Here is a 14,767-nt window from a genome sequence, read left to right on the forward strand (position 1 = left end):
ATGCCCTCACTCGACACCCGCCCGCGCCTGGCCGACCCGGACGCGTTCTACGAAGCGCTGATCGACATGCATCGCGACCTGTCCGACGCCGACAGCCAGCTCGTCAACGCGAAGCTGATCCTGCTGCTCGCGAACCAGATCGGCGACGCCGACGTGCTGCGCGAAGCGATGGCGCTCGCGCGCCAGGGCGTGACGCCGCCCGTGCATCCGGCCGCCGAGGTCGCGCAATGAGCGCGGCGCCGGCCGACGCACGCGTGCTCGAAGTCGAGCACGTGATCGACGAGACCCATCGCCCGGGCTTTCACTGGATGCTGCTCGTGCTGTGCGGGCTGTGCCTCGTGATCGACGGGTTCGATGCGCAGGCGATGGGCTACGTCGCCCCGAGCGTGATTGCCGAATGGGGCGTGCCGAAACAGGCGCTCGGGCCGGTGTTCAGCGCAAGCCTGTTCGGGATGCTGCTCGGCGCGCTCGGGCTGTCGGTGCTGGCCGACCGGATCGGGCGGCGCCCGGTGCTGATCGGCTCGACGCTGTTCTTCGCGGTGACGATGCTCGCGACGCCGTTCGCGGGTTCGATCCCGGTGCTGATGGCGCTGCGCTTCGTCACGGGCCTCGGCCTCGGCTGCATCATGCCGAACGCGATGGCGCTGGTCGGCGAGTTCAGCCCGGCCGCGCATCGCGTGAAGCGGATGATGATCGTGTCGTGCGGCTTCACGCTCGGCGCGGCGCTCGGCGGCTTCATCAGCGCCGCGCTGATTCCGGCGCTCGGCTGGCGCTCGGTGTTCTTCGTCGGCGGCGCGGTGCCGCTCGTGCTCACGATCGCGATGGTCGCGCGGCTGCCCGAATCGCTGCAGTTTCTGGTGCTAAAAGGGCGCGTCGCGCAGGCGCGCGACTGGCTCGCGGGTTTCGCGCCGCAGGCCGGCATCGATGCGCACACGCGGCTCGTCGTGCGCGAGCGGGCCGCGACCGGCGCGCCGGTCGCCGAGCTGTTCAGCCATGGCCGCCTGCCGGTCACGCTGCTGCTGTGGTCGATCAGCTTCATGAACCTGATCGACCTGTATTTCCTGTCGAACTGGCTGCCGACGGTGATGCGCGATGCCGGTTATTCGCCGGGTACGGCCGTGATCGTCGGCACGGTGCTGCAGACGGGCGGCGTGATCGGCACGCTGTCGCTCGGCTGGTTCATCGAACGCTACGGCTTCGTGCGCGTGCTGTTCGCCTGCTTTGCATGCGCCGCGGTGTCGGTCGGGCTGATCGGCTCGGTCGCGCATGCGCTGCCGTGGCTGCTGGTGGTCGTGTTCGCGGGCGGGTTCTGCGTGGTCGGCGGGCAGCCGGCCGTGAACGCGCTCGCGGGCCAGTATTACCCGACGTCGCTGCGCTCGACGGGCATCGGCTGGAGCCTCGGCATCGGCCGGATCGGCTCGGTGCTCGGGCCGCTCGTCGGCGGGCAACTGATTGCGCTCAACTGGTCGAACGGCGCGCTGTTCCACGCGGCCGCGGTGCCCGTGCTGTGCTCGGCGCTGTTCGTCCTCGGGCTTGCGGGCGTAACGCGGCGCAACGGCGTGCAGGCGCCGACCGCCGCCACGAATTGAGGGAGAAAGGAAACGATGACGCTTGACCTGTCGAAACCGGCAAACGCCGGCTACCTGAGCGGTTTCGCGAACGAATTCGCGACCGAGGCACTGCCCGGCGCGCTGCCGCACGGCCGCAACTCGCCGCAGCGCGCGCCGTACGGGCTGTATGCGGAGCAGTTGTCGGGTACCGCGTTTACCGCGCCGCGTGGCCACAACCGCCGCTCGTGGCTGTACCGCATCCGTCCGGCGGCCGTGCATCGGCCTTTCGAGCCGTACGCGGGCCCGCAGCGGCTCGTGTCGGAATTCGGCGACTCGGCCGACGTGCCGCCGACGCCGCCGAACCAGCTGCGCTGGGACCCGCTGCCGATGCCGGTCGAGCCGACCGATTTCGTCGAAGGGCTGGTGACGATGGCCGGCAACGGGTCGGCCGCCGCGATGAACGGTTGCGCGATCCACCTGTACGCGGCGAACCGCTCGATGCAGGACCGCTTTTTCTACAGCGCGGACGGCGAACTGCTGATCGTGCCGCAGCAGGGGCGCCTGTTCATCGCGACGGAATTCGGCCGGCTCGACGTCGAGCCGTTCGAGATCGCGGTGATCCCGCGCGGCGTGCGTTTTTCCGTCGCGCTGCCGGACGGCAATGCGCGCGGCTACATCTGCGAAAACTTCGGCGCGCTGCTGCGTTTGCCGGACCTCGGCCCGATCGGCTCGAACGGTCTCGCGAACCCGCGCAACTTCCTGACGCCGCAGGCCGCTTACGAAGACCGCGAAGGCGCGTTCGAGCTGATCGCGAAGCTGAACGGCCGGTTGTGGCGCGCGGACATCGGCCATTCGCCGCTCGACGTCGTTGCGTGGCACGGCAACTACGCGCCGTACAAATACGACCTGCGCCTGTTCAACACGATCGGCTCGATCAGCTACGACCATCCCGATCCGTCGATCTTCCTGGTGCTGCAGTCGCAGAGCGACACGCCGGGCGTCGACACGATCGACTTCGTGATCTTCCCGCCGCGCTGGCTCGCGGCCGAGGATACGTTCCGCCCGCCCTGGTTCCACCGCAACGTCGCGAGCGAGTTCATGGGGCTCGTGCACGGCGCGTACGACGCGAAGGCCGAAGGCTTCGTGCCGGGCGGCGCGAGCCTGCACAACTGCATGTCGGGCCACGGGCCCGACGCGGACACGTTCGAGAAGGCGTCCGCGAGCGATACGAGCAAGCCGCACAAGGTCGACGCGACGATGGCGTTCATGTTCGAAACCCGCACGCTGATCCGGCCGACGCGCTACGCGCTCGACACCGCGCAGCTGCAGGCCGACTACTTCGAATGCTGGCAAGGCATCAGGAAACACTTCAACCCGGAGCAAAGATGAGCGATACCCAAGACTGGCGCGCGACGCTCGACCCGGCCCGCAAGAGCTGGGTCGAGACGGCGAACGATCCCGCCTGCGATTTCCCGATCCAGAACCTGCCGTTCGGGATCTTCAGCGATGCGAAGCAGACGGCGCGCCGCGCCGGCGTCGCGCTCGGCGACCGGATCGTCGATCTCGCCGCGCTCGCACGCGCGGGCCTCGTGACGCTGCCGGCCGGCGCCGACGTGTTCGCCGCGCCGACGCTCAATCCGTTCATCGCGCTCGGCCGCGACGCATGGCGCAGCGTGCGCGTGCAGCTGTCGGACCTGTTCTCGCGCGACAACCCGCGGCTGCGTGACGATGCGGCGCTGCGCGCGCAGGTGCTCGTCGCGCAGCGCGACGCGACGCTGCATCTGCCGGTCGAGATTCCCGGCTACACCGATTTCTATTCGTCGAAGGAGCATGCGACCAACGTCGGTTCGATGTTCCGCGATCCGAAGAACGCGCTGCTGCCGAACTGGTCGGAGATGCCGATCGGCTACAACGGCCGTGCGTCGTCGGTGGTCGTGAGCGGCACGCCGGTGCGGCGCCCGAACGGGCAACTGAAGCTGCCCGACCAGGAGCGTCCGGTGTTCGGCGCGTGCCGCAAGCTCGACATCGAACTGGAGACGGGCTTCATCGTCGGCCGCGGCAATGCGCTCGGCGAGCCGATCGCGTGCGAGGACGCGGAAGCACATATCTTCGGGATGGTGCTGCTGAACGACTGGAGCGCGCGCGACATCCAGCAGTGGGAATACGTGCCGCTCGGCCCGTTCAACGCGAAGACGTTCGCGACGACGATCTCGCCGTGGATCGTCACGCTCGATGCGCTCGAACCGTTCCGCGTCGCGCAGCCCGAGCAGTCGCCGCAGCCGCTCGCGTATCTGCGGCATGCGGGCAAGCATGCGTTCGACATCGCGCTCGAAGTGACGCTGCGCGCGGAAGGGGCGGCGGAGGCGACGTCGATCTGCCGCACGAATTTCAGGCACATGTACTGGACGATGGCGCAGCAGCTCGCGCATCACACAGTGGCCGGCTGCAACACGCGCGTGGGCGACCTGATGGGTTCGGGCACGATCAGCGGGCCGACGAAGGATTCGTTCGGCAGCCTGCTCGAACTGACGTGGAACGGCAAGGAGCCGGTTGCGCTGAACGGCGGCGGCAGTCGCGCATTCATCGAGGACGGCGACGAGCTCACGCTCGCCGGATGGTGCCAGGGCGACGGTTATCGCGTCGGCTTCGGCACGTGTGCCGGCAAGATCCTGCCCGCGCGGAGCGCGTGACGGGGCGCGGCGCGACACGCAACAAGTCGTTTGGAAGGACAGGGCGGCCCGCATTGCGCGGGCCGTTTTCGTTTGGCAGGCCGGGGGCGGCGCGTGTGCGTACGTGTGGGGCGCCGAGTGCGAGCGTCAATGTTTGCGTTTGCGTTTGCAACATCGACAGCACCGATATCAGACCGCGCGCTGCAACGCGGCGCGGCGCTCCCACAGCGCGGCCGCGACGAACGCGGCGACACAGACGACCAGCACGCCGACCAGCGCGTTGCTGCCCAGTTGCTCCATCAACGCGCCGGCGACCAGCGGGCCGCCGAAGCTCGCGGCGCTCCACGACGCCGACACGAGCGAACTCGCGGTGACGAGCGCCGCGCCGCGGAAGCGTTCGCCGCACGCGACGAGCGACAGCGTGTAGATGCTGCCGGCCGCCGCGCCGAGCACGAACAGCAGCGGCCAGCACAGCCACGGGTTCGCGATGACGAGCGGCAGCAGCGGCAGGCCGGCCAGCACGATCCAGCCCGCACCGAGGTGCACGCGTTCGCGGCCGAGCTTGTCCGCGAGCCAGCCGATCGGAAACTGCATCGCGGTATCGCCGAACAGCATGATCGACGCGAGCAGCACGGCGGTGGCGCTCGCGACGCCGTGATCCATCGCGTAGAGCGGCAGCAGCGACAGCGCGAGCGTATCGAACAGGGCGAAGAAACCGGTGCCGATGATCAGCGCGGGCATGCGCGGCAGCACGTCGAGCCAGCGGCCGTGGGCTTCGTGATGCGCGTCGTCGCCGGCGAGCGGCGCGCGCCGGATCGTCGCGAGCGTCGGCAGCGCGAGCAGGAACAGCGCGCCGCACAGCGCGAAGCGGATGCTCGTCGCACCGGCGATCTGGCTCACGAGCACGGGGCCCGCCATCTGGAACAGCGTGAAATTGGTCGCATAGATCGCGACGACGCGGCCGCGCGTCGAATCGTCGGCGAGCTGGTTGACCCACGCCTCGCCGATCGTGAACAGCAGCATCAGCGCGGCGCCGCACAGCACGCGCAGCGCACCCCACAGGATCAGGTTCGACGTGAACTGCATCAGCGCCGTGGCTGCCGCGAGCAGCACGACCGACACGACGATCGCGCGGCGCGAGCCGATGTGGCGTGCGAGCGCGGTGACGAACGGGACGATCGCGAGGCCGCCGAGGGCCTGCGCGGCGGTCAGCATGCCGACGACGTTGGTGCCGTGCCCGGCCTCGGTCAGCGCGAGCGCGGTGAGCGGCAGCGTGGCGCCGGTGCCGAGGCCGACGACCGCGACGCTCAGGATCAGCGCGAGGAAATCGCGATTCAGAATGGCTTTCATCGGCCGGGATGCTACACCGCGGACCTTGAAAGGTCCATGAAGGCCATCAGGTTCGGATGGTGTTGCTGGCGTTGCGCGCGCAACGAATGCGCGCGGGGCGGCGTTACACGTATTCGGTCGGCACGGTCACCGGGCGGCGTTCGAGCGACGCCGACCACAGCGTGAGCGCCAGCGCGGCGACGGCCATCGCGACGCCGACCCACGGCAGGCTCACGAGCGACACGCCGGAGCCGATCGCCATCCCGCCGAGCCACGCGCCGGTTGCGTTGCCGAGGTTGAATGCGCCCTGGTTCAGCGTCGATGCGAGGTTCGGCGCATCGCTTGCGCGGTCGACGATCAGGATCTGCAGCGGCGGCACGATCGCGAACGCGAGGATGCCCCACACGAAGATCGTCGCGAGCGCGGCGAACGGCAGGTGCATCGTGCCCGCGAACAGCGCGAGGACCACGCCGATCAGCGCGAGCGTCGCGATCAGCGACGGCATCCGGCGCCAGTCGGCGAGCTTGCCGCCGAGCGTGCCGCCCACCGTCAGCCCGAGGCCGAACAGCAGCAGCACGTAGGTGACCTGGCGCGGGGAGAAGCCCGTCACGTCCTCGAGGATCGGCGTGATGTACGTGAACACGCTGAACAGGCTTGCCGACGCGAGCACGCTGATGCCGAGCACCATCAGCACCTGCGGGTGCTTCAGCACGCTGAATTCGCGCGTGATGCTGGTGTCGGGCATCGCGAGGTTCCTCGGCAGGCACACCGCGAGCGCGGCGGCCGCGGCGATGCCGATGCCGGTGACGGCCCAGAACGTCGCGCGCCAGCCGAATGCCTGGCCGAGCGCGGTGCCGAGCGGCACGCCGAGCACGTTCGCGAGCGTGAGGCCGGTGAACATCAGGGCGATCGCCTGTGCGCGGCGGTTCGGCGCGACGAGGTTGCTCGCGACCACCGAGCCGATCCCGAAGAACGCGCCGTGGCAGAACGCGGTGACGACGCGCGCGGCCATCAGCACCGCGTAGCCCGGTGCGATCGCGCAGAACAGGTTGCCCGCGATGAACAATCCGATCAGGCCCATCAGCGCGCGCTTGCGCGGCATCTTCGCGGTGACGATCGCGAGGATCGGCGCACCGATCGTCACGCCGAGCGCGTACCCCGACACGAGCATCCCGGCGGCCGGGATCGACACGCCGAGATCGCGCGCGACGTTGGGCAGCAGCCCCATGATCACGAATTCGGTGGTACCGATTCCAAATGCGGCGACGGCGAGGGCGAAAAGAGGTAAGGGCATCGCGGTGGGCTCGGGAAAAGCCGCCGCTCGGGCTGGCGCAGGATGCGCGGGACGGGCGGGCGGGAAGGCGAACGACAGCCGCGATTCTACTTCAGTGAAAACCCCTATGCTTGGGGCCAAAACGGATGTTGCCGGCGTGCGACGAGGCTGCGCGCGTGAAGCTCACAGTGTGGGATTCAACCGGGCTGGCTGCGGTGAATGTGCCGCGGTGCCGGCATGATGCCGGCGACCGCGTGCTCGTCAGGCGATGTGTTCGGGAGAGCCGTCGACGCCCGTGGTCGACGCGCCCGGTGTGCTTGCCGAGTCGGGGTCCGCTGTCGTGTCCGCGCGCGACGAAGGCGCGCCGGCGGCATCGATCGGGGCCGGATCGTCCCAGCCGTTTTCGAACAGGCACGCTTCGATCGGCATCCGCGCGGCCCAACGCTCCTGCTCGAGCATCGGCTTCGCATAGAACGCGTCGACGTGCCCGACGCACAGCACGGCGATCGGCTTCGCGCCGTCGGGCATGCGCAGCAGCGCGCGCAGCGCGTCGACGTCGAACAGCGAGACCCAGCCCATTCCGAGCCCTTCGGCGCGGGCAGCGAGCCACATGTTCTGGATCGCGCACGCGGCGGACGCGAGATCCATTTCCGGCAGCGTGCGGCGGCCGAACACGTGACGCTCGCGGCCGTCGGCGAGCGCGACGACCAGCAGTTCGCCGCATTCGCGCACGCCTTCGACTTTCAGCCGCATGAATTCGTCCTGGCGCTCGCCGAGTGCGTCGGCGGTCGCGCGGCGCTCGGCCTCGACCAGCGCGTGGATCGCGGTGCGCAGCGCGGGATCGGTGATGCGGATGAAGCGCCACGGCTGCATGAAGCCGACGCTCGGCGCATGATGCGCCGCGCGCAGCAGGCGCGCGAGCACGGCGGGATCGACGGGCGCCGGCGTGAAGTGGCGCATGTCGCGCCGTTCGAAAATGGCGCGGTAGACGGCGGCGATGTCGGAGTCGTCGAAACGCATGAGCGGGAGGGGCGGGATAACGTCGGCGCAACGATAGCAGACGCCGCACCGGAATCGTTACATCAGTCGAAACAAATCGCGAAATTGTTGATGAAACGCGCTTCGTTTGCGGCGATGGCCACAAGCAAACGATTGCGGTGGCGCCAGCAACCGTCAAATGAGCCGTTTTCGTCGGTTTGTCAGCGATTCGCTGTCACGACGTTCTGCGGCGTGCCCGCATGCCACGCCTCGATGTTCAGCAGCGTCGTGTGCGCGATCTCGGCCAGCGCTTCGCGCGTGAAGAACGCCTGGTGGGACGTGACGATCACGTTGGGGAACGTCAGCAGGCGGGCGAGCACGTCGTCCTGCAGCGGCAGGTCGGAGTGATCCTCGAAGAAGAGCCCGCTTTCCTCTTCGTACACGTCGAGCCCGAGATGGCCGAGCTGGCCGCTCTTGAGCGCATCGACCAGCGCCTGCGCGTCGACGAGGCCGCCGCGCCCGGTGTTGATCAGCATCGCGCCATGCTTCATCCGCGCGAGCGTCCGTTCGTTGATCAGGTGATGCGTCGACGGCAGCAGCGGGCAGTGCAGGCTGACGATGTCGGCGTGGTGCAGCAGCTCGTCGAGCTCGACATAACGCGCGCCGAACGCGATCAGTTCGTCGTTGTACGGCGGCACCGAGTGCGCGAGCACATGCATCCCGAAGCCCATCATGATCTTCGCGAACACGCTGCCGATGATGCCGGTACCGATCACGCCGACGGTCTTGCCGTGCAAGTCGAAGCCGAGCAGGCCGTTCAGCGAGAAGTCGCCTTCGCGGGTGCGCGCGACCGCGCGCGGCAGGCGGCGGTTGAGCGCGAGGATCAGCGCGACCGCGTGCTCGGCCACCGCGTGCGGCGAATAGGCGGGCACGCGCACGACCGTGATGCCGAGCCGCTCGGCGGCGGCCAGGTCGACATGGTTGAAGCCCGCCGAGCGCAGCGCGATCAGGCGCGTGCCGCCGTCGGCCAGCCGTTCGAGCACGGCCGCGTCGACGGTGTCGTTGACGAACGGGCAGACGACCTCATAACCGTGCGCGAGGATCGCGGTTTCCGCGTCGAGGTGCGACGGCTGGAAGTGCAGCCGATAGCCGAACTGCCGGTTGGCGGCAGCGAACGAATCGTCGTCGTACTGCCGGCTGCTGAACAGGATCACGCGCACGCTGCACCCCCGAAGGCTGACGCGCGCAGTTTACTGCAGGCCCGTGACGATGTCGGAGCGGTCGGGCCCGCGCGGCGGCCGCAGGAAGCCGTAGTCGGTTCGTTCGCGGGCCGGCTGCGCACTGAAGTGGTCGAGCGCGTGCTCGACGAAGCTGCGCGTGCGGGCCGGTACGTACTGGCGGTTCGGGTAGACGAGCGACAGTTGCGTGTCGGGATCGTCGATCCGGTAGCCGGCCATGAGCCGCACGAGCGTGCCGTTCGCGAGCGCGTCGGCGACGCACGGCTCGGGCAGCACCGCGATGCCGGCCCCGGCCACGGCGGCCGCCTGGACGAGCGCGAGCTGGTTGACCGTGCAGGTCGGGCGCACCGTGACGGAATGCGCGATGCCGTCGTGGCCGACCAGTTGCCACGCGGGCGCATGCTGGTGCGATGCGAGCGTGACCCAGTCGTGGCCCGGCAGGTCGTCGGGCAAGCGCGGCTCGCCGCGTCGCTCGAGATAGGCCGGTGCCGCGCACGCGACGAACGGGTTCGGCGCGAGCGCGTGGCCGATCAGCGTCGGGTTGCCGTCGAGCCGGTTGCCCGTGACGATGCCGACGTCGTAACCCGAATCGAGCACGTCGAGCGGCCCCTCGGAGACGGTCAGCTGCACGCGCAACTCGGGGTAGCGGTGCCGGAAGCTGCTGACGAGCGGCGTCAGTGCAAGCGGCGACAGCAGGCCCGACGCGACGACGCGCAGCGTGCCGGCCGGTTCGCGCACGGCATGCGCGACGGACGATTCGAGGTGGTCGAATTCCTCGAGCAGCGCACGGCACCCGTCGAGGTAGCGCACGCCGGCCTCGGTAAGCGACAGGTTGCGCGTGGTGCGGTGGATCAGCCGTGTGTTCAGGTGGCCCTCGAGCATCGCGATCGAACGCGTGACGAGTGCATTGGACACGCCGAGATGGTGCGCCGCGCGCCGGAAGCTCTGCTGCTCGGCGACGCAGACGAATACACCCATGGTCTGAATCTGGTTCATGGCTTGCGTATTTCTGGCCCGGTTGATTGATTATGGTTGATGCTTTTCGCCGCGCAACCTCGAAAGCGTATCGCGCGGCACCCAGTTTTCCTTCGTATCGAAAAATCGTTTTTTTCGATTCCGCAGACGATTGTTCAATACAGAAGCGATATCCGTCAACCTGAGAAAAGGGGCGGGTTGCGGAAAATCGAAATAGGGAGTAACGCGTTAAACGCGGTGCTGTATCGATGCCTGCCGTTCAAAGACGGAAGGGTATTAGAGTAAGCGCGGTTGTTCGGGTATTTCCTATTTTAATCAATGAGTTGTATGCAATTCTGGCGTGCTTGTTCCGGTATTGACGGGAAGCGTGCCCCAATACATGCAGAAGTAATGGATGTTTTTTGGGGCCGCACGTCTGTTTTGCGTGCCGGATTCCGTGAAGCGATTTTTAGGGCGGATTCGGTCTATTTTTTTGATACAGAAGTCGCGTTGAACCGGCGGTTTCGGCGATTCGTTGTGTTATTGACGGAGAAAATCGGGCGCCTGGCGTACGAATGGAACCGTTTCACAACCCGGCCCGCAATCGTTTCTCATTTCGAATGGCTGGCGTGCGGCACGCGCACGGCTGGCTGGCCCGGTCCGGCGACCGGGCCAGCGTTGCGCTGTCCGGCCGTGCGTGCCTCTTGCGCGAGGCGGCGGAACACGGAATGATCGATCAGTTCGCCATGCTGCGCGGCGAGCGTCCGTGCACTTCCTTTCCTCACCTTTTACCTGCCATGTCCATCGATTACTCGCCGATTCCCTGTCCCGTCGTCGTGCCGCTCGACGCGATCCTGCCCGAAGAACCGCTGCTGATGATGGGGGCCGGCCCGGTTCCGATCCCGGCCGCCGTCGCGAAGGCGAACACGATCGTGATCAACCACCTCGGCGCGACGATGGCGAAGATCATCGAGCAGGTGAAGGAGATGGCGCGCTACGTGTTCCAGACCCGCACGAAGTGGGTGCTCGGCGTCGCGGGCCCCGGTTCGGCCGCGATGGAAATGGCGATCTCGAACCTCGCGTGGCGCGGTACCCGCGTGCTGTCGATCCGCAATGGCTTCTTCAGCGCGCGGATGGCCGAGATGGCCACGCGCGTCGGCGCCGACGTCGCGACGCTCGAAGTGGCCGATCGCGCGGTCGCGAGCCTCGACGAGATCGCGGACGCGATCGCGCGCGAGCGGCCCGAGATCGTCACGATCGTGCAGGGCGAGACGTCGAACACCGTGTGGAACCGCGACCTGCGCGACATCGCGGCGCTCGCGAAGGCGGCCGGTGCGCTGGTCGTGGTCGACGCGGTGTGCACGCTGTCGACGATGCCGCTCGAGATGGACGCGTGGGGCATCGACGCGGTGATCACCGGCGGCCAGAAGGGGCTGTCGTCGATCCCGGGCGTGTCGCTGATCGCGTTCTCCGACGCCGCGTGGAACCGGATGAAGCAGCGCCCCGAACCGAACGCGCACTGGTGCCTCGACATGGCGCTCGCGGAGAATTTCTGGCACAACGCGGGCTATCACTACACGGCGCCCGTGTCGGGCGTGCTCGCGCTGCACGAAGCGCTGCGGCTCGTCTGCGCGGAGACGCTCGAAAGCCGCTTCGCGCGCCACCTGCGCTGCTCGCTCGCGCTGCAGGCAGGCGTCGAGTCGATGGGGCTCAAGCTCTATGCGCCGAAGGATTGCCGGCTGAACTCGGTCGTCGGGATCGAGACGCCGGAAGGGCTGACGCCGGGGATGGTCTGCGGCCACATCTCGAAGCAGTACCAGGTCGAGATCTCGGGCTCGTTCGGGTTGCCGATCGTGCGGATCGGACAGATGGGCGAGCAGTGCCGTGAACACAACCTGTTCCGCACGCTGCATGCGTTCGGCCGCACGATGGTCGACCTGAAGGTGCCGGTCGACCTGCCGGCCGGCGTCGCGGCGCTCGAACAGGAACTGTCGCGACGCGGCGCGTAAGCCGCGCCGGGGCCGCGCTCAGCGGCCCTGCATCGCACGCCGGTAGGTAATCGGCGTCGTACCGTGAGCGTCGCGGAAGCGATGGCTGAAGTGGCCGGCGTTCGCATAGCCGCAGTCGGCCGCGATCTGTGCGAGCGGCAGCGCCGTCGTGCGCAACAGCTCGCGCGCCCGCGCCAGCCGCTGCTCGGCCACCCACGCGTGCGGCGCCCGGCCGAACGACAGCCGGAACATCCGCGAGAAGTGGTACTCGGACAGCGCGGCGACGTCGGCGAGTTCGCCGAGCGTCAGCGGTTGCGTCAGGTACGTGTCGATGTAGTCGCGCACGCGGCGGCGCACGGCCGGCGCGAGCCCGCCGCGGAACGACGTGTCGGTGCGGGTCGTGCTCTGCCCGCGCAGCAGCAGGCTCAGCACCTCGTGCGCGGTCTCGTTCACGCGCAGCCGCTCGTCGGCATCGTCCCAGCCGTCCAGCGCGAGCGAGCGCAGCAGGGAGGCGACGCGCGCATCCTCGAAGTAAGTGCGGTCGGCGAGCTTCAGCTCGCGCGGCTCGCGGTCGAGTTCGCGGATCGCGCGCTGCGTGAAGTGCTCGGGCAGGAAATACAGGTGGATGAAGTGCATCTCGCCGCGCACCCACCAGCGCGATTCGTGGTCGCCCGGCAGCGCGCACAGCAGGCTCGGCGCGCCGTAGCGCGGCACGCGCTGGCGTTCCGTCTGGTAGCCGCCGTCGAGGTAGCACGACAGCGTGTGGTGGCCCGGCTGCTCGTAGATCGTCTCGCTTTCGTCGGTGATCCGCGTCCATTCGGCGATCGCGAGATGGTCGCCGAGCCACGCGAAGCGCTCGAGCGTCGCGTTCGCGTCGGCGAGCGTGCGGCAGACCGACTGCAGGCCGAACGGCAGATCGCCGCCGGCCAGGGCGGCGGGGTGGTCGATGGGGGGCGCGGAAAGGGTGAGGCTCATGATGGGCCGAGTATAAGCGGGCGGGCGGCGCCGCGGGCGGCGGCCCGAAAAAGACCGCAATTCCGGACAATCGGCGCGCGCCGGGCGGCGGCATAGTCGGAGTCCCGTTTCACCCGCTTTTTTGGATCGTTGCCGCCATGAACCTGTCGCTTTATTTCGTCACCGTGCTGATCTGGGGCACCACCTGGATCGCGATCAAGTGGCAGCTCGGCTCCGTGCCGCCGCCCGTGTCGATCGCCTGGCGCTTCTGGCTCGCGGCCGCCGTGCTGTTCGCGCTGCTGCGCGTGATGCGCCGGCCGGTGCGCCCGCCGCGCGAAGCGTGGCGTTTCCTGCTGGCGCAGGGTTTCGCGCTGTTCTGCCTGAACTTCCTGTGCTTCTACTACGCGGAACAGGTCGTACCGAGCGGCCTCGTCGCGGTGATCTTCTCGACCGCGCCGCTGTTGAATTCGATCAACGGCCGGTTGTTCATGGGCCGCCCGTTGCGGCCGTCGGCGATCGCCGGCGCGCTGCTCGGCCTGACCGGCATCGCATGCCTGTTCTGGCAGCAGATGGCCGGCCATCTCGACGACCACGCGACCTGGACGGGGCTCGCGATCGCGCTGGCGGGCACGATGTGCTTCTCGGCCGGCAACCTGCTGTCGAGCCGGATGCAGTCGATGGGGCTGCACCCGCTCGCGACCAACGGCTGGGCGATGCTGATCGGCGCGGCGATCCTGACCGTCGGCAGCGCAGCGGCCGGCTTGCCGTTCACGCTCGACACGAGCCCGCGTTATCTCGGCGCGCTCGTCTACCTGGCCGTGCCGGGCTCGGTGATCGGTTTCACCGCCTACCTGACCCTCGTCGGCCGGATCGGGCCGGAGCGTGCCGCGTACTGCACGGTGCTGTTCCCGATCGTCGCGCTGGCGGTGTCGACGGTGTTCGAGGGTTACCAGTGGTCGCCGCTCGCGGTGGTCGGGCTGCTGCTGGTGGTGGCCGGCAACCTGGTCGCGTTCGACCTGACGCGGAGGCTGTTTCCGAGGACGGCGTGACGGATGAGGGGGCGGCCCGATGTCGCCTGCCCGGTCGTCAGTTTGGTTGTCATGGTTGACTTGGTTCCGAATCGGGCCTAGTCTCGAGCTTCCGGTCGTGCAAGGAGGTAGCGATGGTCAGGCAGGCTCGTGCGCTTGAAGGCGTGGCTGCGGTTCTCGATGTCGAGACCGAGGAGGCGCTGCGCAGCGCCGTCGGCGCCGCGACCATGCTCGGGCCCGATCGGGCCCGGGCGCTGCTCAGGCTGTCGGACGAACAGCTGGGGCACTTGTTCAAGGTCGGCATCGCCCAGGTCATCGATCTGGCCGGCACGATCACGTTCGGCATCGCTGCCGCCGCGACCCGCGACAGGCAACCGCCCGTTCGCAGGAAACCGCCTGCGAGGCCGGCGGCCCGCGCGGATGCCGCGGCCGCCGATTTCGAGCAGCGCGCGCTGGCCGAACGGCGGGCGCTCGTCGCGAAGGGCGCGCTGCTGCCGGCCGCGGAGATCTGGGCGGGGCTCGGCATGACACGGCAGGCGCTCAGCAAGGCGGTCGTGTCGGGGCGCATCTTCGCGGTCGACGTGGGGGCGGCGCAGTACTACCCGGCCTTTTATCTGACGGGCGATATCGATCGCAAGACGCTCGGAAAGGTGACGCAATGCCTGGGTGGTTTGCCGGGGTGGAGCAAATGGCAATTCTTCACGACGCCCAAGGCGTCCCTCGGCAACGTCACGCCGCTGAAGGCGCTGTCGCAGGGGAAGCTTGCCGAGGTCGAGCGTGCCGCGGCGGCGTTCGCGGAACGCTAG

Annotated in this window: 13 protein-coding genes; 7 read left to right on the forward strand and 6 right to left on the reverse strand. The window is 68.5% G+C overall.

Annotated features, from left to right (window positions below):
* From APZ15_RS07730 to fahA, 4 genes are read left to right on the forward strand one after another with little or no spacing between them, the layout of a single operon-like run.
* A complete protein-coding gene (locus APZ15_RS07730; protein ID WP_021157152.1) occupies nucleotides 1-231 on the forward strand; it encodes a DUF2783 domain-containing protein in 231 nt (76 codons plus the stop codon).
* Nucleotides 228-1,589: an MFS transporter gene (locus APZ15_RS07735; RefSeq protein WP_027788252.1), complete on the forward strand. Its 1,362-nt coding sequence runs from the start codon at nucleotides 228-230 to the stop codon at nucleotides 1,587-1,589. The genes APZ15_RS07730 and APZ15_RS07735 overlap by 4 nt, the downstream gene beginning before the upstream one ends.
* 15 nt (nucleotides 1,590-1,604) lie before the next feature.
* Entirely contained in the window at nucleotides 1,605-2,939 is a 1,335-nt protein-coding gene (gene hmgA, locus APZ15_RS07740; RefSeq protein WP_027788251.1) for a homogentisate 1,2-dioxygenase, read from the forward strand.
* Nucleotides 2,936-4,240, forward strand: coding sequence for a fumarylacetoacetase (fahA, locus tag APZ15_RS07745; RefSeq protein ID WP_027788250.1), 1,305 nt, complete (start codon nucleotides 2,936-2,938; stop codon nucleotides 4,238-4,240). Before hmgA ends, fahA begins: the two co-directional genes overlap by 4 nt.
* Nucleotides 4,241-4,408: 168 nt before the next feature.
* On the opposite strand, the gene APZ15_RS07750 is transcribed toward fahA, so the two are convergent.
* From APZ15_RS07750 to APZ15_RS07770, 5 genes are all read right to left on the reverse strand, one after another.
* Nucleotides 4,409-5,569 carry an MFS transporter gene (locus tag APZ15_RS07750; protein ID WP_021157148.1) on the reverse strand — a complete coding sequence of 387 codons (1,161 nt, stop codon included), beginning with the start codon at nucleotides 5,567-5,569 and terminating at the stop codon, nucleotides 4,409-4,411.
* 103 nt (nucleotides 5,570-5,672) lie between these two features.
* On the reverse strand, nucleotides 5,673-6,842 hold the full coding sequence (locus APZ15_RS07755) for an MFS transporter (protein ID WP_021157147.1): 1,170 nt from the start codon (nucleotides 6,840-6,842) through the stop codon (nucleotides 5,673-5,675).
* Nucleotides 6,843-7,082: 240 nt separating this feature from the next.
* Nucleotides 7,083-7,841 carry a 5,6-dimethylbenzimidazole synthase gene (gene bluB, locus APZ15_RS07760; RefSeq protein WP_034195812.1) on the reverse strand — a complete coding sequence of 253 codons (759 nt, stop codon included), beginning with the start codon at nucleotides 7,839-7,841 and terminating at the stop codon, nucleotides 7,083-7,085.
* A gap of 179 nt (nucleotides 7,842-8,020) precedes the next feature.
* The gene (locus tag APZ15_RS07765; protein WP_027788249.1) at nucleotides 8,021-9,019 is read right to left on the reverse strand and encodes a 2-hydroxyacid dehydrogenase; all 999 of its coding nucleotides are present in this window, start codon (nucleotides 9,017-9,019) and stop codon (nucleotides 8,021-8,023) included.
* Nucleotides 9,020-9,049: 30 nt separating this feature from the next.
* A complete protein-coding gene (locus tag APZ15_RS07770; protein WP_027788248.1) occupies nucleotides 9,050-10,033 on the reverse strand; it encodes a LysR family transcriptional regulator in 984 nt (327 codons plus the stop codon).
* 755 nt (nucleotides 10,034-10,788) lie between these two features.
* On the opposite strand from APZ15_RS07770, the gene APZ15_RS07775 reads away from it, so the two are divergent.
* The gene (locus APZ15_RS07775; protein ID WP_027788247.1) at nucleotides 10,789-12,000 is read left to right on the forward strand and encodes a pyridoxal-phosphate-dependent aminotransferase family protein; all 1,212 of its coding nucleotides are present in this window, start codon (nucleotides 10,789-10,791) and stop codon (nucleotides 11,998-12,000) included.
* Between the two features lie 18 nt (nucleotides 12,001-12,018).
* On the opposite strand, the gene APZ15_RS07780 is transcribed toward APZ15_RS07775, so the two are convergent.
* Nucleotides 12,019-12,954, reverse strand: coding sequence for an AraC family transcriptional regulator (locus APZ15_RS07780; RefSeq protein ID WP_027788246.1), 936 nt, complete (start codon nucleotides 12,952-12,954; stop codon nucleotides 12,019-12,021).
* Nucleotides 12,955-13,091: 137 nt separating this feature from the next.
* On the opposite strand from APZ15_RS07780, the gene APZ15_RS07785 reads away from it, so the two are divergent.
* Together APZ15_RS07785 and APZ15_RS07790 are read left to right on the forward strand one after the other, a co-directional pair.
* Entirely contained in the window at nucleotides 13,092-13,982 is an 891-nt protein-coding gene (locus APZ15_RS07785) for a DMT family transporter (protein WP_027788245.1), read from the forward strand.
* 113 nt (nucleotides 13,983-14,095) lie between these two features.
* Nucleotides 14,096-14,767 (forward strand): hypothetical protein, encoded by a 672-nt coding sequence (locus tag APZ15_RS07790; protein ID WP_027788244.1) that lies wholly within the window; start codon nucleotides 14,096-14,098, stop codon nucleotides 14,765-14,767.

Source organism: Burkholderia cepacia ATCC 25416 (assembly GCF_001411495.1).
Lineage (GTDB): Bacteria > Pseudomonadota > Gammaproteobacteria > Burkholderiales > Burkholderiaceae > Burkholderia > Burkholderia cepacia.